25 protein-coding genes are annotated in these 21,410 nt (G+C 67.4%); 10 read left to right on the top strand and 15 right to left on the bottom strand.

The genetic code is table 11. The annotated features are described in order from the left end of the window. Window positions 1-7 precede the first annotated feature (7 nt). Entirely contained in the window at window positions 8-1,126 is a 1,119-nt protein-coding gene (locus CBY09_RS09905; protein ID WP_094289009.1) for a class I SAM-dependent methyltransferase, read from the top strand. Between the two features lie 115 nt (window positions 1,127-1,241). Here CBY09_RS09905 and eutC read toward each other — a convergent pair whose 3' ends face one another. Genes eutC through CBY09_RS09875 form a run of 6 tightly spaced genes read right to left on the bottom strand, consistent with a single transcriptional unit; the run spans window position 1,242 to window position 8,005 of the window. After that, window positions 1,242-2,051, bottom strand: a complete 810-nt coding sequence (eutC, locus tag CBY09_RS09900) for an ethanolamine ammonia-lyase subunit EutC (protein ID WP_094289007.1) — start codon at window positions 2,049-2,051, stop codon at window positions 1,242-1,244. Beyond that, entirely contained in the window at window positions 2,048-3,442 is a 1,395-nt protein-coding gene (locus CBY09_RS09895; RefSeq protein ID WP_094289005.1) for an ethanolamine ammonia-lyase subunit EutB, read from the bottom strand. The genes eutC and CBY09_RS09895 overlap by 4 nt, the downstream gene beginning before the upstream one ends. A gap of 26 nt (window positions 3,443-3,468) precedes the next feature. Beyond that, window positions 3,469-4,245 (bottom strand): DeoR/GlpR family DNA-binding transcription regulator, encoded by a 777-nt coding sequence (locus tag CBY09_RS09890; RefSeq protein ID WP_094289003.1) that lies wholly within the window; start codon window positions 4,243-4,245, stop codon window positions 3,469-3,471. A gap of 10 nt (window positions 4,246-4,255) precedes the next feature. Beyond that, window positions 4,256-5,923 carry an ABC transporter permease subunit gene (locus tag CBY09_RS09885; protein WP_094289001.1) on the bottom strand — a complete coding sequence of 556 codons (1,668 nt, stop codon included), beginning with the start codon at window positions 5,921-5,923 and terminating at the stop codon, window positions 4,256-4,258. Next, window positions 5,920-6,927: an ABC transporter ATP-binding protein gene (locus tag CBY09_RS09880; protein ID WP_094288999.1), complete on the bottom strand. Its 1,008-nt coding sequence runs from the start codon at window positions 6,925-6,927 to the stop codon at window positions 5,920-5,922. Before CBY09_RS09880 ends, CBY09_RS09885 begins: the two co-directional genes overlap by 4 nt. Window positions 6,928-6,979: 52 nt before the next feature. Next, window positions 6,980-8,005, bottom strand: coding sequence for an ABC transporter substrate-binding protein (locus tag CBY09_RS09875; protein WP_094288997.1), 1,026 nt, complete (start codon window positions 8,003-8,005; stop codon window positions 6,980-6,982). Between the two features lie 217 nt (window positions 8,006-8,222). Here CBY09_RS09875 and hisN point away from each other — a divergent pair, with 217 nt between their 5' ends. From hisN to trxC, 3 genes are all read left to right on the top strand, one after another. After that, window positions 8,223-9,047, top strand: a complete 825-nt coding sequence (gene hisN, locus CBY09_RS09870; protein ID WP_094288995.1) for a histidinol-phosphatase — start codon at window positions 8,223-8,225, stop codon at window positions 9,045-9,047. Window positions 9,048-9,079: 32 nt separating this feature from the next. Further along, a complete protein-coding gene (locus tag CBY09_RS09865; protein WP_094288993.1) occupies window positions 9,080-9,274 on the top strand; it encodes a DUF2905 domain-containing protein in 195 nt (64 codons plus the stop codon). 72 nt (window positions 9,275-9,346) lie between these two features. Beyond that, a complete protein-coding gene (gene trxC / locus CBY09_RS09860; RefSeq protein ID WP_094288991.1) occupies window positions 9,347-9,784 on the top strand; it encodes a thioredoxin TrxC in 438 nt (145 codons plus the stop codon). A gap of 21 nt (window positions 9,785-9,805) precedes the next feature. On the opposite strand, the gene CBY09_RS09855 is transcribed toward trxC, so the two are convergent. The 4 genes from CBY09_RS09855 to CBY09_RS09840 all read right to left on the bottom strand — a co-directional run bounded on the left by CBY09_RS09855 (window position 9,806) and on the right by CBY09_RS09840 (window position 12,211). Continuing rightward, window positions 9,806-10,231: a DoxX family protein gene (locus CBY09_RS09855; RefSeq protein ID WP_240515678.1), complete on the bottom strand. Its 426-nt coding sequence runs from the start codon at window positions 10,229-10,231 to the stop codon at window positions 9,806-9,808. A 70-nt stretch (window positions 10,232-10,301) separates the two neighbouring features. After that, a complete protein-coding gene (locus CBY09_RS09850) occupies window positions 10,302-11,072 on the bottom strand; it encodes an HvfC/BufC N-terminal domain-containing protein (protein ID WP_094288987.1) in 771 nt (256 codons plus the stop codon). After that, window positions 11,063-11,914, bottom strand: a complete 852-nt coding sequence (bufB, locus tag CBY09_RS09845) for an MNIO family bufferin maturase (RefSeq protein ID WP_094288985.1) — start codon at window positions 11,912-11,914, stop codon at window positions 11,063-11,065. Before bufB ends, CBY09_RS09850 begins: the two co-directional genes overlap by 10 nt. A 3-nt stretch (window positions 11,915-11,917) precedes the next feature. After that, a complete protein-coding gene (locus tag CBY09_RS09840) occupies window positions 11,918-12,211 on the bottom strand; it encodes a BufA1 family periplasmic bufferin-type metallophore (RefSeq protein WP_094288983.1) in 294 nt (97 codons plus the stop codon). A 211-nt stretch (window positions 12,212-12,422) separates the two neighbouring features. Between CBY09_RS09840 and CBY09_RS09835 the strand changes: the two genes are divergently transcribed. Together CBY09_RS09835 and CBY09_RS09830 are read left to right on the top strand one after the other, a co-directional pair. Further along, entirely contained in the window at window positions 12,423-13,067 is a 645-nt protein-coding gene (locus CBY09_RS09835) for a sigma-70 family RNA polymerase sigma factor (RefSeq protein WP_276208272.1), read from the top strand. Between the two features lies 1 nt (window position 13,068). Then, a complete protein-coding gene (locus CBY09_RS09830) occupies window positions 13,069-13,710 on the top strand; it encodes an NrsF family protein (protein WP_094288979.1) in 642 nt (213 codons plus the stop codon). 28 nt (window positions 13,711-13,738) lie between these two features. Here CBY09_RS09830 and CBY09_RS09825 read toward each other — a convergent pair whose 3' ends face one another. Beyond that, a complete protein-coding gene (locus tag CBY09_RS09825; RefSeq protein WP_094288977.1) occupies window positions 13,739-14,989 on the bottom strand; it encodes a multifunctional CCA addition/repair protein in 1,251 nt (416 codons plus the stop codon). Between the two features lie 44 nt (window positions 14,990-15,033). Here CBY09_RS09825 and CBY09_RS09820 point away from each other — a divergent pair, with 44 nt between their 5' ends. Further along, window positions 15,034-15,489, top strand: coding sequence for a hypothetical protein (locus CBY09_RS09820; RefSeq protein ID WP_094288975.1), 456 nt, complete (start codon window positions 15,034-15,036; stop codon window positions 15,487-15,489). A gap of 24 nt (window positions 15,490-15,513) precedes the next feature. Here CBY09_RS09820 and CBY09_RS09815 read toward each other — a convergent pair whose 3' ends face one another. From CBY09_RS09815 to CBY09_RS09805, 3 genes are all read right to left on the bottom strand, one after another. After that, window positions 15,514-15,822 carry an NIPSNAP family protein gene (locus CBY09_RS09815; RefSeq protein WP_094288973.1) on the bottom strand — a complete coding sequence of 103 codons (309 nt, stop codon included), beginning with the start codon at window positions 15,820-15,822 and terminating at the stop codon, window positions 15,514-15,516. 8 nt (window positions 15,823-15,830) lie between these two features. Further along, window positions 15,831-16,523, bottom strand: a complete 693-nt coding sequence (locus tag CBY09_RS09810; protein ID WP_094288971.1) for a glutathione S-transferase family protein — start codon at window positions 16,521-16,523, stop codon at window positions 15,831-15,833. Window positions 16,524-16,693: 170 nt separating this feature from the next. Continuing rightward, complete coding sequence (locus CBY09_RS09805; protein WP_094288969.1) at window positions 16,694-17,266, bottom strand: 5-formyltetrahydrofolate cyclo-ligase; 573 nt, start codon at window positions 17,264-17,266, stop codon at window positions 16,694-16,696. 14 nt (window positions 17,267-17,280) lie between these two features. Between CBY09_RS09805 and CBY09_RS09800 the strand changes: the two genes are divergently transcribed. The 3 genes from CBY09_RS09800 to CBY09_RS23680 all read left to right on the top strand — a co-directional run bounded on the left by CBY09_RS09800 (window position 17,281) and on the right by CBY09_RS23680 (window position 20,341). Further along, window positions 17,281-19,266, top strand: coding sequence for a lytic transglycosylase domain-containing protein (locus CBY09_RS09800; RefSeq protein ID WP_094288967.1), 1,986 nt, complete (start codon window positions 17,281-17,283; stop codon window positions 19,264-19,266). Window positions 19,267-19,408: 142 nt separating this feature from the next. Beyond that, entirely contained in the window at window positions 19,409-19,978 is a 570-nt protein-coding gene (locus tag CBY09_RS09795; RefSeq protein WP_094288965.1) for a DUF4124 domain-containing protein, read from the top strand. A 117-nt stretch (window positions 19,979-20,095) separates the two neighbouring features. Continuing rightward, window positions 20,096-20,341 carry a hypothetical protein gene (locus tag CBY09_RS23680; RefSeq protein WP_133066270.1) on the top strand — a complete coding sequence of 82 codons (246 nt, stop codon included), beginning with the start codon at window positions 20,096-20,098 and terminating at the stop codon, window positions 20,339-20,341. Between the two features lie 50 nt (window positions 20,342-20,391). On the opposite strand, the gene CBY09_RS09790 is transcribed toward CBY09_RS23680, so the two are convergent. After that, window positions 20,392-21,324, bottom strand: a complete 933-nt coding sequence (locus CBY09_RS09790; RefSeq protein ID WP_094288963.1) for an MBL fold metallo-hydrolase — start codon at window positions 21,322-21,324, stop codon at window positions 20,392-20,394. Window positions 21,325-21,410: the final 86 nt, after the last annotated feature.

Below are 21,410 nucleotides of genomic sequence, written 5' to 3'. Positions count from 1 at the left end.
GGGGACAATGCGGGCCGTGACCCAAAGACCCGACAGTTTAACGACCGCCCTGCACCAGCACATCGCCCAGGCCATTGCCGCCGAAGGGGGCTGGCTGGGGTTTGACCGCTTCATGGCGCTGGCCCTCTACACCCCCGGCCTGGGCTACTACGCCAACGATTCCACCAAGTTCGGCGCCATGCCCGAATCGGGCAGCGACTTTGTGACCGCACCCGAGATGACAGATCTATTCGGCCAGACGCTGGCCGTGCAGGTGGGCGAAGCCCTGGCGCAGACCGGGACCGACGAGGTGTGGGAGTTCGGCGCGGGCTCCGGCGCGCTGGCCCTGCAGTTGCTGGATGCGTTGGGCGATCAGGTGCAGCGCTACACCATCGTTGATCTGTCGGGCAGCCTGCGCGCGCGCCAGCAGGCCAAGCTGGTCGCCCACGCCCACAAGCTGCGCTGGGTGGATGCACTGCCCGAGAAATTCAGCGGCGTGGTGGTGGGCAACGAGGTGCTCGATGCCATGCCCGTGCAACTGCTCGCCCGCCACGGCGGCCAGCAGGGCGGTGTGTGGCATGAGCGCGGCGTGGTGGTGGCCGAAGATGGCCGCTTTGCCTGGGCCGACCGCCCCACCGAGCTGCGCCCGCCCATCGATATCGAAGGCCCGCAGGACTACCTGACCGAGATCCACCCGCAGGGGGAAGGCTTCATGCGCATGCTGGCCGACCGGCTCACGCGCGGTGCAGCCTTCTTGCTGGACTATGGATTTGGCGAAGACGAGTACTACCACCCCCAGCGCCACATGGGCACCGTGATGTGCCACCAGGGCCACCTGACCGATGGCGACCCGCTGGTGGCGGTGGGGCTCAAGGACATCACCGCCCACGTCAACTTCACCGCCATGGCGCTGGCCGCGCAGGAGGCGGGCCTGAACGTGCTGGGTTACACCACGCAGGCGCATTTCCTCATCAACTGTGGGTTGCTACCAAAAATGGAGCAGCTACCGCAGGAGGAGCGCGCGACAGCGGCCAAACTGATCATGGAACACGAGATGGGCGAGCTGTTCAAGGTGCTGGCCGTGGGGGCGGGCGAAGCGTGGGAGCCGCTGGGGTTTAGCCACGGAGACCGCTCGCACCGGCTGTAGGCGGCGCTGGTGGCCTTGCCGTCCCGCCCTGGGGCAGAGATGGGAGGGCGTTGCAGCGCGGGTTCAGAGGCTGGCGCTCGGTTTGGAGCTGCTTTGTACGGTGCCTTGGGGGGGCTCAACGCAGCTGCGCTGCGTCACCGCCCTGGTCAGCCGCCAGCGTCACCGCATCGCTGCGGTCCTTCAACCCCACGCCCGTCAGCCCCAGCTGCCGCGCCTCCTGGCACAGCCACCACAGGCGCGCAGCGGCAGCGGCGGGGGGCAGGCCTTCCGGCCGCACGTTGGAGATGCAGTTGCGCTGCGCATCGTGGCACCCCACCTGCGGGTGCCAGGTGAGGTAGATGCCCAGGCTGTCGGGCGAGCTGAGGCCCGGCCGCTCGCCGATCAGCACCGCCACCAGGCTGGCGCCCAGCAGCGCGCCCACCTCGTCACCCAGCGCCACGCGGGCCTGCTGGGCAATCACCACAGGGCCCAACTGCCAGCCTGCGGGCGCCTGTTGGCGGATGGCATCGATCAGCGGCGGCGCCTGCCGCGCCACGGCCAGGGACGAGAGGCCGTCGGCCACCACCAGCAGCAGGTCGATGGAAGTGGTTCCGTTTGCAGAGGATGCCCGCAGCGCCTGCGCATCGGCATCGCACAAGCGGCGGCCCAGGTCGGGGCGCAACAGGTAGGTGGCGCGGTCGGGGGCGGCGCTGTGCACGGGGAGCGTCGCGCAGCCTTGGGCCTGCAGCTGCGCGGCCAGCGCTTCGGCGTCCAGCGGGATGTGCACGGCATCGCGCGCCTGCGCATGGGCCAGGCCAAAGCGCAGCAGTTCGGCCGTGGGCAGGGCCGCGCCCGCACGCCCCAGGGCCAGGCGCGCCTGGGTATGGGCGCGCAGGTCGTCCCACGGGTCGGGAGGGATGCCGCGTTGCGCTGGTTCGTGTGTCATGCGCTCAACCTCCATTGCCGCATTTGCGCCAGTGCTGGATGTTGATCGTGGGCAGGCAGCAGCCGCCCACCCACATCGGTGATGTGCATGCGCTGCAGCCAGGCGCCAAACTCGGGCGCGCACTGCAGGCCCAGCACCTCGCGCAGATAGAGCGCGTCGTGGAACGACGTGCTCTGGTAGTTGAGCATGATGTCGTCCGCCCCCGGCACGCCCATGATGAAGGTCAGGCCCGCCGTGCCCAGCAGCGTCATCAGCGTGTCCATGTCGTCCGAGTCGGCCTCGGCGTGGTTGGTGTAGCAAACGTCGCAACCCAGCGGCACGCCCAGCAGCTTGCCGCAGAAGTGGTCTTCCAGGCCCGCGCGGATGATCTGCTTGCCATCGTACAAATACTCGGGGCCGATGAAGCCGACCACCGTGTTGGTGAGCAGCGGCGCAAACGCGCGGGCCACGCCATAGGCGCGTGCCTCGCAGGTCTGCTGGTCCACGCCATGGTGCGCGTTGGCCGACAAGGCACTGCCCTGGCCAGTTTCAAAATACATCACGTTGTCGCCCAGGATTCCGCGGTGCAGCGACAGGGCGGCTTCCCGCGCCTCCTTCAGCAGCGCCAGCGAAATACCAAAGCTCGCGTTGGCCGCCTCGGTGCCAGCGATGGACTGGAACACCAGGTCCACCGGCGCGCCTTGCTCCACCATCTGGATCGTGTTGGTCACATGCGTGAGCACACACGACTGCGTGGGGATCTGCAGCCGCTCGATCACATCGCCCAGCATGTGCACCAGCCCGGTGAGCGCTGCGATGCTGTCGGTGGCGGGGTTCACGCCAATCACCGCGTCGCCCGCGCCATACAGCAGGCCGTCGATCATCGACGCCGCAATGCCGCGCAGGTCGTCCGTAGGGTGGTTGGGCTGCAGCCGCACGGCCAGGTGGCCCGGCAGGCCGATGGTGTTGCGAAACCGCGTGACCACGCGGCATTTGCGCGCCACGGCGATCAAGTCCTGGTTGCGCATCAGCTTGCTCACGGCGGCCGCCATCTCGGGTGTGATGCCGGGCGCCACGGCGGCGAGCAGGGCGCTGTCGGTGCTGTGGGCCAGCAGCCAGTTGCGGAAGTCGCCCACGGTGAGGTGCGCGATGGGCGCGAACGCGGCAGCGTTGTGGGTGTCGAGGATGAGGCGCGTGACCTCGTCGCTTTCGTAGGGGATGAGCGCCTCGCTCAGAAAACGCGACAGGGGGATGTCGGCCAGGCACAGGCGCGCGGCCATGCGCTCCACCGCCGATGTGGCTGCCACGCCCGCCAGGGCATCGCCCGAGCGCAGCGGTGTGGCCTTGGCCATCACCTCGCGCAGGTCGCTGAACTGCCAGCGCTCGCCGCCAATCGTGTGCTGGTAGGCCATGGTGTGCTCCGCCCCTTCTGAATTGATCAGGCCACCACGATGTGGCAGCCCGCTGCCTGCAGTGCCGAGAAGGCGGGCAGGGCGCGGGCGCCTGCGTCGGTGACCAGTGTGCCCACATCGACCAGGCTGGCATAGGTCACGCGGCTGGCTTGCCCCACCTTGCTGTGGTCGGCCAGCAAGATCAGCTCCTTGGCCTGCGCGGCCATGGCGCGGGCCACGGCGGCCTCGTGGTGTTCAAAGCTGGTGGCGCCACTGTGCACGCTGATGCCCACGGGCGAGAGCAGGGCCACATCGGCGCGGTAGCGGTGGATTTCGGCCACGGTGGTGTCGCCGTGCGTGGCCTGTACGGCAGGGTCGGTGCGGCCTCCGAGCAGGATCACGTCGTTGCGTGCGCTGCGCCCGGCGTCGGCCGCAGCGAGCTTGAGCGCCACGTTCAGCCCGTTGGTGATGATGGTCAGGCCCGACAGGCTGGACAACGCTTCGGCCAGCAGGGTGGTGGTGCTGCCCGCATCAATGAACAGCGTTTGCCCCGGCTGCAGCAGCTGCAGGGCGGCGCGGGCGATGGCGCGTTTTTCGCGCTCGCGCACCGCCTGGCGCACGGCCAGCGGGGGTTCGGGCTCTGGCCCCTGGGCCACCACGCCGCCGTGCACGCGCCGCAAAATGCCCTGCGACTCCAGGGCCAGGATGTCGCGGCGCACGGTCTCGCGCGACACATCCAGGTCTTGTGCAATGCGCTCCGTGCTCACACGCGAGAGCGTGGACAGCAGGGTGCGGATGCGGAGGAAACGTTCTTCTTGCAGCATGGTGGCGATGTTAGGCGGGCTTGGAACCTGGTTTTCGGCGCTGCGTGCCAACGTGCAGCAGCAGCGCCAGCGACCCCACCACCGCCATGATGCAGGTAGAGAACGCTGCCGCCTGCGAGGTCAGCCCCGCTTCATCCAGCCGCATCACCGTCACCGCCCCCATGGGCAGCGAGGGCGTGATGAGGAAGATCACCGCCGACAGCGTGACCATGGAGCGCATGAACAAGAACACCAGCACCGCCAGCAGCGTGGGCAGCAGCGCGGGCAGGTACACATCGCGCAGCACGCGGGCGGTGCTGCCGCCCAGCACGGTGGTGGCGTCTTCCAGCGTGGTGGGCACGTTGCGCATGCCGGTCATCATGGTCATGAAGCCCTGCGTGTGGTAGTGGTAGTAGTTGCACAGCGCCAGCAAGATGGCCGTGCCATACAGCATGCCCCAGGGCCAGGTGGCCGTGTTGAAGGTGAACACATAGGCCAGCCCCAGCACCAGCCCGGGCACGCCCACCGGCAAGGCCGACAGCGCCGTGGCCGCCTGCGCCAGCCGCCCCGGCATGCGGCGGATGCCAAAGCACAGCACAAACAGCATCACCGTGCCCACACTGGCGGCCAGGGCCGACACCCAGACGGAGGTCCACAGCGGCGCATAGCCCCCTGCAATGGTGATGTCGTAGTGCTTGAGCGTGAGGTCCAGCCGGTAGGGCCACAGCCGGATGAAGCTGGCCACCACCACCGTGAGCACCAGGGCCACGATGCTGCCCGCAATGCCCATGCAGGCGATGAAGAACGCGGTGTCGCGCCCCGGGCTGCGTGCGGGTGTGGGCGGCAGGGCCGATTCGGCCCCCGCCCCGGCACGCTGTGCGGCCATGCGTTCGATGAACACCGACAACGCGGCAGGTGCCAGCAGGAGCATGCCCACCACCGCGCCCATGCCAAACTTCATCTGCCCGCTGACCTGGTTGTAGATCTCGGTGGCCAGCACGGCAAAGTTGCCGCCAATGACCACGGCGTTGCCAAAGTCGGTGATGGTGATGGTGAACACCACAAACCCCGCGCTCAGCAGGCCGTAGCGGGCCTGCGGCAGCGTGATGTCGCAAAACTGCCGCCACGGCGTGGCGCCCAGCACCTCGGCCGCGTCGTACTGCCGGGCATCGCCCTGGCGCAGCGCGGTGCGCACGATGAGCACGGCCTGCGGCAGCGCATAGAGAACGTCTGCGATCAGCAGGCCCCAAAAGCCATATATCTCGGGCCGCACACCCAGCATCTTGCCAACGATGCCGTTGCGTCCCAGCAGGAAGATCAAGCCCAGCCCCAGCACCAGCGAGGGCGCCAGCATGGGCAGGGCCAGTGCCCCGGCCACAAAGCGGCGGCCCGGCATGCCGGTGCGCTCCAGCCCAAACGCCACCACAAAGGCCAGCACCAGCGTGACGGCCGTGGTCACGGCACCCAGCAGCAGGCTGTTGGCCAGGGCCCGCCAAACGCCGGGGGTGTCGAGCAGCGCGGCGTAATTGCCCCAGCCGATGCCACCCGTGTCCTGCACCAGGCTGCGCCAGGCAATGGCCAGCATGGGCACGCCAAAGAACAGCACCAGCGCGGCAAGCGGCAGCAGCAGGCAGGCGCGCAGCAGCCAGCGCTCGCTGGCATGCATGGGTGGCAGTTGGGGGGAGGCAGTGGTGCTCATGCGTGCACCCAGGCGCAGTCCTGTGCGCCCACCGAGATGTCTACGTTCTGGCCTGCCTCCCAGGTGCTGGCGCTGCTGGATTCGGCCAGCAGGTCCAGGTCGTTCCAGCGCAATTGCACCCGCTGGATGCTGCCCAGGAACGTGGTGCCGGTGACGCGGCCCGTGCCCTGCGCGCTGGCCTGCAGTTGCAGCCGTTCGGGGCGGATGCACAGCAGGGCCGATTCGGGCGCCATGCCTTCGGGCGCATCGCCCAGCGCGGGCTGCAGCAGCCGTGCCTGGGCAGGCGGCAGCAGGTTGCTGTGCCCCATGAAGTTGGCCACAAAGCGGGTGCGCGGCGCCAGGTACAGCTCGCGCGGCGAGCCCGCCTGTGCAATGCGCCCGCCCTGCATGCAGACGATGCGGTCGGCCATGGCCAGGGCTTCTTCCTGGTCGTGCGTGACCATGATGGTGGGAATGCCCAGGCGGCGCTGCACCTCGCGCAGTTCGTGGCGCAGGTCGGCGCGCACGCGGGCGTCCAGCGCCGACAGGGGCTCGTCGAGCAGCAGCAGCGAAGGGTTCACCGCCAGTGCCCGCGCAATGGCCACACGCTGCTGCTGGCCGCCCGACAGCTGCGCCGGGTAGCGCGTGCCATAGTCGGCCAGCTTCACCATGTCCAGCAGCTCGGCCGTGCGCGCCTGCACCACATCGGGCGGTGTGCGGCGGATGGCCAGGCCGTAGCCCACGTTCTGCGCCACCGTCATGTGCGGGAACAGCGAGTACGACTGGAACACGATGCCAAAGCCCCGGTCGCGCGCCGGCAGCGTGGCCAGGTCGCGGCCGCCCAGCGTGATGCGGCCGCCATCGGCAGGCAGCAGCCCAGCGATGATGCGCAGCAGCGTGGTCTTGCCGCAGCCGCTGGGGCCCAGCAGGCACACGAACTCCGAAGCACCCACGGCAAGGTGGATGCGTTCGAGCGCGACCTGGCCGTCAAAGCTCTTGTGCAGGTCGGTGATCTGCAGGGACATGGTGTGTGGTCCTCGGGGAGTGCGGTTCAGTACAGCGGTTCAGGAATGCGGCTCAGCGGCCGATGGTCTTTTGCCAGGTGCCCAGGATCGCGTCGCGTTCCTTGGCGGACTTGGCAAAGTCCACGGGGTAGAGCACCTTGGAGAGGTCGGCGGGCAGGCCTGCTGCCGCAGCGGCCTTGGATTGCGGCACGCCGGGCACGGTGACGATTTCCTTGTACTTGGTGTAGAGCTGCGCCGCGCCGGGCGACAGCGTCCAGTCCAGAAAACGCTTGGCATCGGCCTTGTTCTTGGCGCTGGCCATCAGGCCCGAGGCTTCCAATTCATAGCCTGCACCGTCGGTGGGGATCACCATCTTGACCGGGTAGCCCTCGTCCACCGACTGCATGGCCGCAAACGCCAGCGAGGTACCAATCGCAAACTCACCCGCCCGCGCGGCCTTGCAGGGGCGCGAGCCCGACTTGATGTACTGCGCCACGTTGCCGTCCATGGCCTTGATGAGCTTCCAGCCCTCATCATTGCCACGCGACTGAATCAGCGCGGCAATCTGCAGGTAGCCCGTGCCCGAGGACACCGGGTTGGGCATGACGACCTCGCCCTTGTAGACGGGGTTGGTAAGGTCCTTCCACGACGTGGGCATGGGCAGCTTCTTGGCCTTGAGCACCTCGGTGTTCACGCAGAACGCGGCCATGTAGCCGGTGGTCGTGAACCATTTGCCATCGGCGGCCTTGTCCTTGGCGGCCAGCCTGTCGCTGCCTTTGGGGCTGTAGGGCTCCAGCAGGGCGGTGATGCGTGGGTCCAGCGTGTTGGTCAGCGCCCAGCCCCAGATCACATCGTGCTGCGGGTTGGCGGCTTCGGCCAGGATGCGTGCACCCAGGTCGCCGGTGGACAGGCGCAGCACCTTCACATCCACATCGGGCAAGTCCTTTTTGGCCGCCGCCAGGTATTCCTTGATCTCGTCTTCTTCGAGCGCGGTGTAGGCCGTGACGGTGCCCGCCTGGGCGGTGGTCAGCCCGCAGGCCAAGGCGCCCAGCACGGGCAGCAGGCGCAGGGCGGCAAAGAGGGAGGAGCGAGTGCGCATGAATTTCTCCAGAACGGTGCGTTGCCAAAAAACAGTGCGGGGTCGCCGCAGGCCAGGGAATTTGTTCACCAAAATTGTGCGTTTTATTGCACTTGTGCAAATTATTGTTTTTGCACGAAAATACACAAGCACTAAATATGCCAACCCGTTCATGCCGAGCGGCAGGCCCTTCTTCATTGCCCAACCACTGCCCGGACCTCTTTCCTTGACCATTCCCATGACCACTTTGCCCACCCCCGTTTCCCCCTTCCTGGCCCTGGCGCACGCCCTGGCCGATGCGGCTCGCGTCCACTCGCTGCGGTACTTCCGCACCCCGCTGGATGTGCTGACCAAATCGGACGAGAGCCCGGTCACCATTGCCGACCGCGAGGCCGAGGCCGCGATGCGCGCGGTGTTGCAGGCGCAGGCACCCATGCACGGCATCCTGGGCGAGGAGCATGGCCGCGAGCGGCTGGACGCCGAGTACGTGTGGGTGATCGACCCCATCGACGGCACCAAGAGCTTCATCACCGGATCGCCGCTGTGGGGCACGCTGGTGGCCCTGCTGCACCAGGGCCAGCCCGTGCTGGGGCTCATGGATTTGCCGGTGCTGGGTGAGCGCTGGACGGGGATGGCAGGCCAGCAGGCGCAGTGCAATGGCCAGCCCGTGCGGGCCAGCGGGTGCGAGCAACTGACGCAGGCCCGCATCTACACCACGTCGCCGGACGCCTTTGGTGCGGCCGACTGGCAGTGTTTTGACGCGCTGAGCCGCCAGTGCGCGCTGCGCCGTTTTGGCGGCGACTGCTATGCCTATGCCCAGCTGGCGGGGGGGCATGTGGATCTGGTGGTGGAGGCGGGGCTGCAGCCCTACGACTACCTCTCGCTGGTCTGCCTGGTGGAGGGCGCGGGCGGGCGCATTACCGACTGGCAGGGCCGCGCGCTCACGGTGGCATCGGATGGGCGGGTGGTAGCTGCTGCCACGCCCCAGTTGCATGCCCAGGCGCTGGCCCTGCTGGCTGACCGGGCCAAACGGGACGAACGGGGCGAACTGGCCAAGGCGTAGCCGAATGCGGTGGCGCCTACACTCGGCGCACCATGTTCCGCTGGCTCCTCGTTATCTTCCTGGCCCTGATGCTCATCAGCTGGCTGTCGCCACTGCTGCGTCGCCTGGGCTTTGGGCGCCTGCCGGGGGACTTCCGGTTTCGCTGGCTGGGGCGCGACTGGGATGTGCCGCTCGCGTCCACGCTGCTGCTGAGTTTTGTGGTGAGCCTGCTGACCAAGCTGCTTTAGAGCCTGCTGCCGGCCCTTGAAACGCCACGCGGTGGACGCCATGTGGTTTGTCAGAAAACCCCTGACCTGCCCATGACCGAAGCCCTGCACATCGTCTGCCCCCATTGCCACACCACCAACCGCGTGCAGGCCGCCCAGCTGGGCAGCGCGCCCGACTGCGGCAGCTGCCACCGCGCCCTGTTTGTGGGCGCCCCGCTGGAGCTGGATGCCACCAGCTTCGACAAGCAGCTGGCGCGCAACCACATCCCGGTGCTGGTGGACTTCTGGGCCCCGTGGTGCGGGCCCTGCCGCCAGATGGCGCCCGCCTTTGCGCAGGCTGCCCGTGAGCTGGAACCCCGCGTGCGCCTGGCCAAGCTCAACACCGAAGACCAGCAGGCCATTGCGGCGCGCTATGCCGTCCGCAGCATTCCGACCATGATCCTGTTCCAGCAAGGGAGTGAAGTGGCGCGCATTTCGGGCGCGCTGGGGGCGGCAGACATCGTGCGGTGGGTGCGTACGGCCGGTGGTTGAAGAGACTATCGCTTCAACGGATCAACGGACTCCGAACGCGCGGTCCAGCGACACGTTGCCGGCACCGCGCCCCACCAGATACAGCATCAGCCCCGCCCATGACAGGTGGGTGGGCCAGGCGTCCGGGTAGACAAACAGCTGAATTGTCAGCGTCATGCCCAGCAGCGCCAGGGCCGACAGGCGTGTGAACAGGCCCAGCACCAGCAGCACCGGAAACAGGTGCTCGGCCACGATGGCCATCTGCGCCGCCAGCTCGGGCGGCAGCACGGGCAGTTTGTACTCGTCGCGGAACAGCGTGTAGGCGCTGTCGGAGATGGTGAACCAGCCCTCGACCTTGGTGCGGGCCGACAGCCAGAAGATGCCTGCAATGGCCACGCGGTTGACCAGTGCCAGCAGGCTGTGCGGGGTGAGCCAGGTGGCTGCATCGGCCAGGCGCGCCCACAGCATGCGCGGGCCTGTGGCGGGGGGCGTGTGGACGTGGGTGGCCGGGGTGTTGGGGATGTGCATGGTGGGCTCCTCAGCCGGTGTGGGTGGTGTGTGGGTTGATGGTCGCCAAGGCGCCCGCGTCGAGCAGGCTGGTCATCAGGGCGGCAAAGTCGGTCGCCGGGTCGGCCACCAGGGCGCGGGTGGCGGCAGTCTCCAGCGGCAGGCCTTGGGCGCAGGCGTCCAGAAGCGCCACGCCGGAGCGGGACAGGGGCCGCCATATCACTTCCGCATGGGGCCGGGTGAGCAGTGCGCCGTCGCCGTGCCAGTCCAAGGCACCGGGCAGGGCCAGGCCCTCGCGGTGGTGGTGCCACAGCGCATAGGCGGGAAAGTCTTCACACCAGGCCCAGCGCGCGGCGGGGTGCGGCTGCAGTGATGCGTGGGGCAAGGTGGCAGGGGCCTGCTGTGCCAGCCAGTGGCGGTCCACGGCGGTGGCGTCTGCCGCCAGATGGCATGCGGTCCAGCAGCGGTCCAGGTGCGCCACGGCGCTCAGGTAGGGCAGTTCGGCCGCCGGTGCAAAACCGGCCAGAAAGTCGGCAAACCCCGCGCCATAGTCCACCAGCAGGCCGTCACGCGGCGGCTGCGCGCGGGCAAACACCGCCGCAGCGGCGCGGAACCAGTCTTCGCCCACCAGCTGGCACACCGTGGGGTAATTGGCCTGCAGCGCATCAATGCAGCCCTTGAGCACGGTGTTGCGGTACACGGCAAAACCGGGCTGAGCTTCCAATGCAGACAGCCACGGTGCATCTGCTGCCTGGCCGAGCAACGCGGCAGAGAAGCCGTCCTGAAAGGTGCTCAGCTGCATGCAACCTCCCGGGGCTGTGCATGGGCGAGCGCACGGTGGGCCTGCTCCCGCTCGGCCAGCAGTTCATTGAAGGTAGGCAACTGGTCGTCGCGTTCGATCAGGGTGGGCACGGGGCCGGTGCGCGCCATCACCTGCTCGTACAGCGCCCACACCGCTGGCGCGATGGGCGCATCGTGGCTGTCGATCAGCAGAGCATTGCCATGCACCGGGTCGGCATGGTGGCCTGCCAGGTGGATCTCTGCCACAGCGTGCAGGGGGAAAGCTTCGAGGTAGGCCTGTGCGCTAAATCCCAGGTTGTTGGCGCTGATGTACACGTTGTTCACGTCCAGCAGCAGGGTGCAACCAGTGCGCAGCACCAGCTCGGCCAGAAAATCGGTTTCCGCCCAGTCGTGGCCGTCGATGTGCAGGTAATGCGTGGGGTTCTCGATGGCGATGGGGCGCTGCAGCACATCTTGCGTGCGGGCGATGTTGCCGGCGATGCGGTGCAGTGCCGCGTGCGTGCGCGGAAACGGCAACAGGTCGGGCAGGTACTGCCCGCGCCAGGTGGACCAGGCCAGGTGCTCCGAGACGATCACCGGCTCCACGCGCCTTGCCAGGGCGGCCAGCCGCGCCAGGTGTGTGGCATCGGGCGGCGCATCGGCTGCGAGCGACAGCGACACGCCATGCAGTGCCACGGGGTGGCGCGCGCGGATGGCCTCCAGCCAGGCCAGGCGCGGGCCGCCGTCGGCCAGGTAGTTCTCGGGGTGCACCTCCCACCACAGGCCGGGGGCGGTGCACCGCAGCGCCTCGTCGTAGTGCTGGGGCTTGAGGCCCAGGCCAGCGGTGAGAAGGTGCGGGGCCATGGGTCAGGCCTTGATGGGTGCCAGCGAGCCCATGCCCTTGGGCGTCTTGATGGTGGTGCAGGTGCCTGCAGGCACAAACTTCCAGGCGTTGCCCTGGTAGTCCACCTTGGACGAGCCCGCGCAGGTGGTGCCGGGGCCCGCAGCGCAGTCGTTCTTGCCTGCCATCGACACGCCATAGCATTTCTCCATGGCGGGCTTGGCGCCATCCATGGGGGCGGAGCTGGACTGGGCCATGGCGGCACCAGAAGTGAGGGCAACAAGGGCGAGGGCGCCAAGGCTGAGGGAGCGGGTGGTCATGGTACGGTTCTCCGAAGTTGGGGTAAGGGTTGAATCCGACCGGGGTGCTGCACAGAAGAAGCCCAAAGGCCGCGTTGCACTGCCCGATCTGCGTTGTAATTCGCGCTGCGCAGCGGGCGGGTTACAACGCTGTGCAAAAAAAGATCGCGGCGGTTGTGCAAAGAATTTTTCTGCGCTGCCTGTAACCCGTGGGCCTCTGGAGACGAATACCTTGCAGGGAGACACCATGGAGACTGTGGAAGAGCGCTTGCGGGCCTTGCTGCTGCAGGGGCTGGATGCGGACGCTGCCGCCTACCAGCGCTTTCTGAGGGAGCTGAGCGCCCACTTGCGCGCGTTTTTGCGCCGCCGCCTCGCGCAGCGGCCCGACGAGGTGGAGGACCTGGTGCAGGAGACGCTGCTGGCCGTGCACAACCAGCGCCACACCTATCGGCCCGAGATGCCGGTGACGGCCTGGGCGCACGCGATTGCGCGCTACAAGCTCATCGACTGGTTGCGCTCGCACGCCGCCAAAGAGGCGCGCAACGACCCGCTGGACGATGCGAGCGAGCTGTTTGCCAGCAGCGATAGCGAGGCCGCCGAGGCGCGGCGTGACCTGGGGCAGTTGCTGCAGACCCTGCCGGACAAGCAGCGCCTGCCGATCGAGTACGTGAAGCTGGAAGGGTTGTCGGTGGTCGAGACGGCGCGCCTTACGGGGCTGTCGGAGTCGGCCGTCAAAGTCGGCGTGCACCGGGGGCTCAAGGCCCTGGCCGCCAGGATCAGGGACATGACTTACGCACAAAGGGGTTCAGGCAAGTCGCAGGGGGCCGCCGAACGGCCGTTGTTGCATCCTGATGTGCGCAAGTCCAAGGGGGAATGACATGAAAACCGATGAATTGATCCACCTGCTGGCTGCGGACGAGCGGCCTGTGCAGCGCACCGCCATCGAGCAGCGGTTTGCCGTGGCCACCGCAGTGGGTATTGCGGGTGCCGGGGTGCTGATGCTGGCCCTGTTTGGCCTGCGCCCCGACCTGCTGGCGACCATGGCGCTGCCCATGTTCTGGGGCAAGCTGGTGTTTGCGGCGGCCCTGGCTGCGGCCGGGGTGGCCTTGCTGCGCCGCATGGCCCGCCCGGGCATGCAGGTCGGCCATGCCGCCCTGTGGCTGGCCGTGCCGCCGCTGGTGCTTTGGGCCCTGGCCCTGGTGGCACTGGCGCAGGTGCCTGCGGCAGAGCGTGCCCCGCTCATCCTGGGCAGCACCTGGCGCACCTGCCCGTTCAACATCGCAGCGCTGTCGGTGCCCGCGTTCGTGGCCGGGTTCTGGGCGCTCAAGGGCGCAGCCCCCACCCGCCTGGCCTGGGCGGGCGCCGGTGCGGGCCTGCTGGCCGGGGCGCTGGGCGCCTTGGTCTATGCCTTGCACTGCCCTGAGATGGCTACACCCTTCCTGGCCGTGTGGTACCTGGCGGGCATCGCCATCCCCACCGCGCTGGGCGCCGTGCTGGGGCCGCGCCTGCTGCGCTGGTAAGAGCCGCTTTCAGCGTGCTGTGGTCGGTTCAGAGCGCGGTGGGCGCCTTGAGCCACTGCGCCACGGCCTCCACCCGCGCCTGGTGGATCAGCGCACCCACCTGCGGGCCGCTCTGGCCCTTGGCCGCGGCCTGTGCCGCAATCTCGCGCGTGACCACCGACTGCACGGCGCCCAGCACGGCCAGCAGGCGCGGGCGCTGCGGGTAGGCAGACTCTTCAAACCCCAGCCGCCCGCGTGCGTCGCATTCGCAGGCCAGCAGGATCTCGGCAAATCGCGCGGGCTTGCGGATCGCGTCGCAACGCTCCAGCAGGCGCACCAGCGCGGCGGGGGATAACTCGGTGCTGCGGTGGATGTGGCCATGTTCACGCGCCACCACATCGGCCGTCTCGCGGCAGTCCACCGGCACGCGCAGGCGCTCGGCCACGTCTTTCAGCAACTCGGCGCTGCGGGTTTCGTGGTCGATGTGGCGCGGCAGCACGTCGGCGGGCGTGGTGCCCTTGCCCAGGTCGTGCGCCAGGCAGGCAAACCGCACGGTGAGCGGCGCCGAGAGCCGCGCGGCCATGTCCAGCACCATCATCAGGTGCACGCCGGTGTCCACCTCGGGGTGGTAGTCGGCCCGCTGGGGCACGCCCCACAGGCGCGCCACCTCGGGCAGCAGCACCTGCAGCGCGCCACATTCGCGCAGCACCTCGAGCATGCGCGAGGGTTGTTCCTCCATCAGCCCGCGCGCCAGCTCCTGCCACACGCGCTCGGGCACCAGGTGGTCCACCTCGCCGTGTTCCACCATCTCGCGCATCAGCTGCATGGTTTCGGGCGCCACGCTGAAGTCGGTGAAGCGCGCCGCAAAGCGCGCCACGCGCAGGATGCGCACAGGGTCTTCGCGGAACGCGTCGGTCACATGGCGCAGCACGCGCGCCTCAATGTCCTGGGCACCAGAATAGGGGTCAAAAACGCCCTCTGCGCTCGTCCCGTCTACGCTTTCAGCTATCGCATTGATAGTAAGGTCACGGCGAGAGAGGTCTTCTTCCAGCGTCACATCCGGCGCGCTGTGCACCACAAACCCCCTGTAGCCGCGCCCGCTCTTGCGCTCGGTGCGGGCCAGGGCGTATTCCTCGCGCGTTTCGGGGTGTAAAAAAACGGGGAAATCGCGCCCCACGGGCAGGTAGCCCAGCGCCAGCATCTGCTCGGGCGTGGCGCCCACCACCACCCAGTCGCGGTCATTCACCGGCCGACCCAGCAGCTTGTCGCGGACCGCGCCGCCCACCATGTAGATTTGCATCGGGCTAGTTTAGAACCTGTGCTGCGCCGTATATTCAACCCACCATGTCCCTCTCGTCCGACCTCACCATCGCCCAGCTCAACCCCGACGGCAGCGTGCCCGTGCCCCAGGCACCTGACGCCGCCGCCAACGCGGCCGCCGAGGCCCTGCAGCGCGAAGCGCAGTTCGAGGCCCTGAAGGCCCAGGTGGAAGGCTTGCAGGAGATCCTGGCCAAACCGCTCAACGACATCCTGGCCGAACACGACAAGTTCAAGGAGATGGCGGCCGCGTGGGATTCCTTTGGCGCCATGTGGATGCTGTCGCAGCGCGCCATGCGCCGAGTGGCTATGGACCTCGCGGCCCCGCAGGGCGTGAGCGAAGACGAGGTGGTGGCCCGTGCGCTGGCCTATGCCAACCAGGTGCTCAACACCGAGGACGAAGACCTGGGCGGCACCATCGCCCCCGCCCAGCTGGCCCACATCGCGCGGCACAAGGCGTTTTTGCGCAAGCAGTTCCGTTAAAGGACCGCCTGTGCGCGGCTTCATTCAGGCGAATACCGGCCTGAAGAAGCTCCGCTCATAGCTCACGATGCACCCCGTCTCCTCGGCGTAGCGGAACGCCGCTTGGCACTCCGCGTCCTGCATCGACGCCTCGCGGTAGCGCTCATAGGCCGCGAGGCTCTCGAACGTGAACAGCGCCAGCGCGATGTTGTTGGCCCCTTCGCTAGGTAGGAAGTAGCCGTGGTGCTGGCCGCCGAACTTCTCGACCAGCGGGATCCACAGTTTTCCGTAGTGCTCAAACTCCTTGAGCTTGCTCGTGTTGAGCACGTAGCGCAGGTAGATGGTGACGGCCATGGCGGTGCTCAGTCCTCGGTGTGGCGCAGGCGGTAGGGTTCTTCGAAGGCCAGGAAGTCCTTCTCGCCCAGGGCTTCGGCGATCCAGTCCTGCACGCCGGGCAGGGCGCGCACGCGGTTCACATAGGCGGTGATGTGGGCGGGCACGGGCAGGGCGTAGGTGTGCAGGCGCATGCACACGGGGGCAAAGTAGGCGTCGGCCACGCTGAACTGGCCAAACAGCAGGGGGCCGCCGTGTTCCTGCAGCAAAGCGCTCCACATGTCCACCAGGCGCTGCACATCGGCGCGCACGCCGGGCTTGTCGCGCCAGATCAGCGCGCCAGTGTCGGCCAGGTCGGCCTCGATGTTCATGGGGCAGTTACTGCGCAGGGCGGTGAAGCCGCTGTGCATTTCGGCGCAGACGCTGCGGGCGCGCGCACGGGCCTTGGCGTCCTGGGGCCAGAGCTGCTTGTCGGCCCAGGTCTCGGCCACATATTCCGCAATCGCCAGGGTGTCCCACACCACCAGGTCGCCATCGACCAGCACCGGCACCTTGCCGGTGGGGCTCACGGGGCCGATGACACGCTTGAACTCCGAGTCGGCCTCGAAGCTGTCGAAGCGCACGCGCACTTCCTCAAACGGGATGCCGGCCTGCTTGAGCAGCACCCAGGGGCGCATGGACCAGGACGAATAGTTCTTGTTGCCGATGTAGAGCTTTGGCATGGTGGACACCTGAAAAAAAGAGGTCAGCCCGCCATGCTAGCGGCTGCGCAGCGCGCCAGCGATGCGAAAAACCGGCTCGAATGATGCGCGGCGAGCATCACAGGCCTTCGTGCCGACCGGCTAGCGCCCGTTGGCAGCCTGCCGCGCGGTCGCCAACGGGCTCCGAGGGATCAGACCGGCCAGACCACGCCGTTGTCGTTCAGGATGGCGTCGAGCGGCAGGTCGAACTCTTCGGGCTCGAAGTCGTCCAGGAAGCCGTGGGTGAACCCCAGCCCCACGGTGAACGGCTTGGGCTGCAGCGTGGCCAGGGTGCGGTCGTAAAAGCCGCCGCCATAGCCCAGGCGGTAGCCTCCAGCCGCGTAGCCCACGCAGGGCACAAACAGCAGCGTGGGCACGATGACTTCGGTGTCCTTGGGCTTGGGGATGCCGTAGGCGTCTTCTTCCATGGGGCAGCCGGGGTACCAGGCGTGGAAGGTGAGCGTCTTGTGCTGCTTGTTGACCACCGGCAGGCCGATGCGGCGCAACTGGGGCTCGTCCAGCAGTTCGCCGTCTTCCTTCCAGCGGTGCAGGGCAGGCAGGGGGTCGAACTCGCCCTTGATGGGCCAATAGGCGCCGATCACGGTGTCGGGCCGGTTCACCAGCCAGATGCGCATCACCTGCTGTAACAGGTCGGACCGCTGTAGGCGGTCGGGCAGATTGAGGCGTTCTTCTATCAATGCGCGCCGAAGGGCTGCTTTGTCCATCACATAATTCCCCCATGCAATTGTTTCGAATTCTGACACCGCTTGTCGCCAGTGCCCTGCTTGCCATGGCGGCCCCCCTTGTCCAGGCGCAAAACAGCAAGGGGGACGACACCCTGCTGGAGATGCAGCAGGCCTTCCGCAAGGGCGACCGCAAGCGGCTGGAGCAACTGCTGCCTTCCGCCCGTGGCCATGCGCTGGAGCCCTGGGCCGCCTACTGGGAACTGCGCGTGCGCCTGGCCGAGGCCCAGCCCGCAGAAATCCAGTCCTTCATGCAGCGCTACGCCGGCAGCTACCAGGAGGACCGCATGCGCAACGACTGGCTGCTGCTGCTGGGCCAGCGGCGCAACTGGGCGCAGTTTGCCGAGCAGCACCCCGCCTACCGCATGTCGGACGACCGTGAAGTGCGCTGCTACGCGCTGCTGATCGACACCCTGAAAGGCTCCGCACCCGCCACCGTGGCCGACGATGTGCGCAGCAACTGGTATGCCATCCGCGATGCCGACGACGGCTGCACCCATGCCGCCAGCGAGCTGTACAGCTACAAGAAGCTCAGCGCGCTCGACATCTGGCGCAAGGCGCGACTGGGCGTGGAGGCCAACCGCCCGCGTGTGGTGCGCAACGCGGTCGAAATCGTCTCGCCCGACGCGCTGCCGCAGCTCAAGGAGGTGCTGGACGCGCCCACCAAGTTCCTGCTCTCACGCGCCACGGCACGCGGCAACGCCCGGCAAGAGCTGGTGCTGCTGGCCCTGATCAAGCTCGCAGGCAGCGACCCGGACGGCGCCGCGCAGCAGCTGGACAACAAATGGGGCGTGCACCTCTCGGCCGAAGAGCGCAACTGGGCCTGGGGCGTGATCGGCAAGGCGGCCGCACAAAAGCTCTCGTCCAACGCGGCGGGCTACTTTGCCAACGTCACCAAGGACACCGACCTGAACGACGACCTGCTGGGCTGGAAGGTGCGCGCGGCCTTGCGCGCCGGGCAGTGGAAAGCCGTGGGCAAGGCTGTCGATGCGATGGGCCCCGACGCCCGCCAGGACAGCACCTGGGTGTACTGGAAGGCGCGCGCACTGTTGTCGGGCCGCGTGACCGACGCCGAGCGCGCAGAAGCGCGCCAGCTGCTCGAAGGCATTGCCAGCACGCGGGGCTTCTACGAAATGCTGGCCATGGAAGAGCTGGGCCAGCGCATCACCACGCCCCCCGCCCCGGCGCCCCTTACCGCTGAAGAAAAAGCGGGTGCCCGCGCCAACCCGGGCCTGAACCGTGCCCTGTACGCCATCCTGCTGGGCCTGCGCAGCGAAGGCGTGCGCGAGTGGAACTACACCACCAACCTGCACCAGAGCGGCGGCATGGGCGACCGCGAACTGCTGGCCGCTGCCGACTTCGCCTGCCAGCGCGAGGTGTGGGACCGCTGCATCAACACCAGCGAGCGCACCAAAAGCGTGGTGGATGCCACGCAGCGCTTTCCCACCCCCTTCCGCAGCGCAGTGGTCGAGCGCGCCAACGGCATTGGGCTGGACCCGGCCTATGTGTATGGCCTGATCCGCCAGGAAAGCCGCTTCATCATGGACGCACGTTCGCATGTGGGCGCCTCGGGCCTCATGCAGGTCATGCCCGCCACCGCGCGCTGGACGGCCAAGAAGATCGGCCTGAACAACTTCACCGCCGACCAGATCAACGACCGCGACACCAACATCACCATCGGCACCGCCTACCTCAAGCTCGCATTGGACGACTTTGCAGGCTCCATGCCCATGGCGGCTGCCGCCTACAACGCGGGCCCTGGCCGCCCGCGCAGCTGGCGCAACGGCCCCGTGCTGGACGCCGCCATCTGGGCTGAAAACGTGCCCTTTGCCGAAACCCGCGACTACGTGAAGAAGGTGCTGGCCAATACCACCAACTACGCCGCCATGCTCACCGGCCAGCCCCAGTCGCTCAAGGGCCGCCTGGGCACCATCGGCCCGCGCGATGCATCGGCGCCCGAGGTGAACAAGGACCTGCCCTGATGCCTCCATCCGCATCTGCCGCAGCACCCGCTGCTGCAGATGGAAGCGGGTGGGCGAGTGTTTGCTATAAATAGAGTAGCTATAAGCGCATGGTGGAAGCGCGCAAAGCACCGATTTGATTCATATTTTTGGAGGGAAAACCATGAACAAGCTGTGTGGGGTGGCCCTGGCCGCCATGGTGTGCTGGGCGCTGGGCACGGCCCAGGCGCAGCCCGTGTACAAGTGGGTGGATGCCGACGGCAAGACCCACTACGGATCACAACCTCCGCCTGCCAAGCAGGACGCCGAGCCCCTCAAGCTGCAAAGCAACAACGGCAGCACCCGGAGCGCATCGCAGTCCGCCAAGCCCGCCCAGCAGTACAACCCCGACGGCACCAAGAAGATCCCCAAAGACGTGGAGGAGTTTGGCCAGGGCATGAAGAAGGCGCTGGAAAAGGTGGACAGCAAACAGGTGCCCCTGAACTGCGCCGCCGCCGTGGACAACATCCACTACCAGGCCGACCAGATGCTGGAGGTGGGCCAGAAAAACGTGCGCGACGGCTACATGGCCCAGGCCGAATACGACAAGGCAGCCCCCAAGATCCGCGAGGCCCGGGGCAAATACAGCGTGTCAGACTGCCAGGCGTCGTCGGGCAACAAGAAATTGTTCTACCAGTGCATGTCGAGCAGCTACAACCATGTGATGGGGTGCGACAAGCAGTTCAAGCATTGATGGGGAGATGCGGGGCTGGGGGCTGGAAACATACACCGGCGCCTGCTTGAGGCCAGGAACGGACATATGCCGAGACGTCTTATCGAAGTGGAGTTGACCATCGAAGGTCGTACAAAGATGCCTGTCCTCACCGGCGGCATCTATCGTCCACACTTGCGTGTCCAAGGTGGTGAATACCTTGGCGTCTCGTTTGTTGATGGTCAACTGGTTAGTCCCGGGTCCACAGCCCGTTCTGTAGCTGCGCTGATTTATGAGCCCGGTGTCGATTATTCTGCGCTGATGGTCGGCACTCATTTCGACGTTCTTGAAGGACAAACGCTCGTCGGTTCTGGCCGAGTCTTGAGAGGACCGTTTGCTGCCTAGGTACTCGCCGCTGTGGGTTCAACGCTGTCCCCCACCCTGACCAAGCCACATCACACGTTGTGCAGCACATCCCCTTGCCGCACCGCCGCCCCCGACCTTACGAGGTCATCCACCAGGCTCAATAGCCACTCCCCCTCGGGCTGATCGCCGAAATGGCGCTGGTGCAGCATGCCGAAATACGGCGTGCCTTGCGCCCAGGCCGTGAGGTCGGTCATGGTGATCTGCTGCCATTCCAGCAGCTTGTATTTCAGCAGCACCTTGGCCGCATACAGCGCATGTTTGCCGGGGTTGCGCACAAAACCATCCAGGCGGCGGCGGGCGCCGTCGATGGCGCGGGGGGCGTCGGCAAACACGGGGCCGTGGCCGGGGATGACGACCTGGGGTGACAGTTTTTCGATCACATCCAGCGTGGCGGCGACTTCGGCAAACGCTTTGTCGCCCTCCAGCTCGGGGAACACCACGCCAAAGCCGTTTTCCCACAGCGCATCGGCGGATATCAGCACCCGGCCCTGGGGCTCGAACAGCACCACCGAGTGGGGGTCGTGCCCAGGCGCGGCATGCACCTGCCAGGGCTTGTCGCCCAGCAGCACGCACGAGTCCGGCATCAGCAAGGTGTCGGCCCGAAACGGCGGGCATTCCTGCCCCGTGGGGGTGTAGCTGAGCGCATAGGCGTCCCACTGGCGCACATGGTCGGCCTGGCCGGGCGGGATGGCGGTGAGCACACCGGGCCAGGCCTTTTGCAGCGCGGCATTGCCGCCGCAGTGGTCGCTGTGCAGGTGGGTGTTGAGCACGCGGTCCAGCGCGCGCCCTTCCAAGGCGCCACGCACCAGGTCCACGGTCTGGTCGGCATGGCTGCAGTAGCCGGTGTCCACGATGGCCGTGTCGTGGTGGCCGATGAAGAGGATGTTGTTGGCAGACAGCCAGCCGCGCTCCAGGACGGTGATTTCGGGGGGGAGCAGGTCGTGGGGGGCGGAACTGGGCATGGGGCAGGCAAACGGTGACAGTCCAGCGTACCGCAGCTGGGCACTGTCAGGCGTTCTCCAAAACCCGCACGCGAACACTCCCCGTC

Source organism: Acidovorax kalamii (assembly GCF_002245625.1).
Taxonomy (GTDB): Bacteria; Pseudomonadota; Gammaproteobacteria; order Burkholderiales; family Burkholderiaceae_C; genus Acidovorax; species Acidovorax kalamii.
The sequence above is the reverse complement of the archived record's forward strand: the minus strand, read 5'-3'. Positions and strand labels throughout refer to the sequence as shown.

Bases quoted from the DNA above. Each gene is read 5' to 3' on its own strand.
- CBY09_RS09905 (WP_094289009.1), top strand. From the start codon at position 8: ATGCGGGCCGTGACCCAAAGACCCGACAGTTTAACGACCGCCCTGCAC.
- CBY09_RS23680 (WP_133066270.1), top strand. From the start codon at position 20,096: ATGCCTGTCCTCACCGGCGGCATCTATCGTCCACACTTGCGTGTCCAA.
- CBY09_RS09875 (WP_094288997.1), bottom strand. From the start codon at position 8,005: ATGCGCACTCGCTCCTCCCTCTTTGCCGCCCTGCGCCTGCTGCCCGTG.
- hisN (WP_094288995.1), top strand. From the start codon at position 8,223: ATGACCACTTTGCCCACCCCCGTTTCCCCCTTCCTGGCCCTGGCGCAC.
- CBY09_RS09840 (WP_094288983.1), bottom strand. From the start codon at position 12,211: ATGACCACCCGCTCCCTCAGCCTTGGCGCCCTCGCCCTTGTTGCCCTC.
- trxC (WP_094288991.1), top strand. From the start codon at position 9,347: ATGACCGAAGCCCTGCACATCGTCTGCCCCCATTGCCACACCACCAAC.
- CBY09_RS09800 (WP_094288967.1), top strand. From the start codon at position 17,281: ATGCAATTGTTTCGAATTCTGACACCGCTTGTCGCCAGTGCCCTGCTT.
- CBY09_RS09865 (WP_094288993.1), top strand. From the start codon at position 9,080: ATGTTCCGCTGGCTCCTCGTTATCTTCCTGGCCCTGATGCTCATCAGC.
- CBY09_RS09885 (WP_094289001.1), bottom strand. From the start codon at position 5,923: ATGAGCACCACTGCCTCCCCCCAACTGCCACCCATGCATGCCAGCGAG.
- CBY09_RS09790 (WP_094288963.1), bottom strand. From the start codon at position 21,324: ATGCCCAGTTCCGCCCCCCACGACCTGCTCCCCCCCGAAATCACCGTC.
- eutC (WP_094289007.1), bottom strand. From the start codon at position 2,051: ATGACACACGAACCAGCGCAACGCGGCATCCCTCCCGACCCGTGGGAC.
- CBY09_RS09820 (WP_094288975.1), top strand. From the start codon at position 15,034: ATGTCCCTCTCGTCCGACCTCACCATCGCCCAGCTCAACCCCGACGGC.
- CBY09_RS09810 (WP_094288971.1), bottom strand. From the start codon at position 16,523: ATGCCAAAGCTCTACATCGGCAACAAGAACTATTCGTCCTGGTCCATG.
- CBY09_RS09830 (WP_094288979.1), top strand. From the start codon at position 13,069: ATGAAAACCGATGAATTGATCCACCTGCTGGCTGCGGACGAGCGGCCT.
- CBY09_RS09895 (WP_094289005.1), bottom strand. From the start codon at position 3,442: ATGGCCTACCAGCACACGATTGGCGGCGAGCGCTGGCAGTTCAGCGAC.
- CBY09_RS09795 (WP_094288965.1), top strand. From the start codon at position 19,409: ATGAACAAGCTGTGTGGGGTGGCCCTGGCCGCCATGGTGTGCTGGGCG.
- bufB (WP_094288985.1), bottom strand. From the start codon at position 11,914: ATGGCCCCGCACCTTCTCACCGCTGGCCTGGGCCTCAAGCCCCAGCAC.
- CBY09_RS09815 (WP_094288973.1), bottom strand. From the start codon at position 15,822: ATGGCCGTCACCATCTACCTGCGCTACGTGCTCAACACGAGCAAGCTC.
- CBY09_RS09855 (WP_240515678.1), bottom strand. From the start codon at position 10,231: ATGCTGTGGGCGCGCCTGGCCGATGCAGCCACCTGGCTCACCCCGCAC.
- CBY09_RS09880 (WP_094288999.1), bottom strand. From the start codon at position 6,927: ATGTCCCTGCAGATCACCGACCTGCACAAGAGCTTTGACGGCCAGGTC.
- CBY09_RS09825 (WP_094288977.1), bottom strand. From the start codon at position 14,989: ATGCAAATCTACATGGTGGGCGGCGCGGTCCGCGACAAGCTGCTGGGT.
- CBY09_RS09850 (WP_094288987.1), bottom strand. From the start codon at position 11,072: ATGCAGCTGAGCACCTTTCAGGACGGCTTCTCTGCCGCGTTGCTCGGC.
- CBY09_RS09805 (WP_094288969.1), bottom strand. From the start codon at position 17,266: ATGGACAAAGCAGCCCTTCGGCGCGCATTGATAGAAGAACGCCTCAAT.
- CBY09_RS09890 (WP_094289003.1), bottom strand. From the start codon at position 4,245: ATGCTGCAAGAAGAACGTTTCCTCCGCATCCGCACCCTGCTGTCCACG.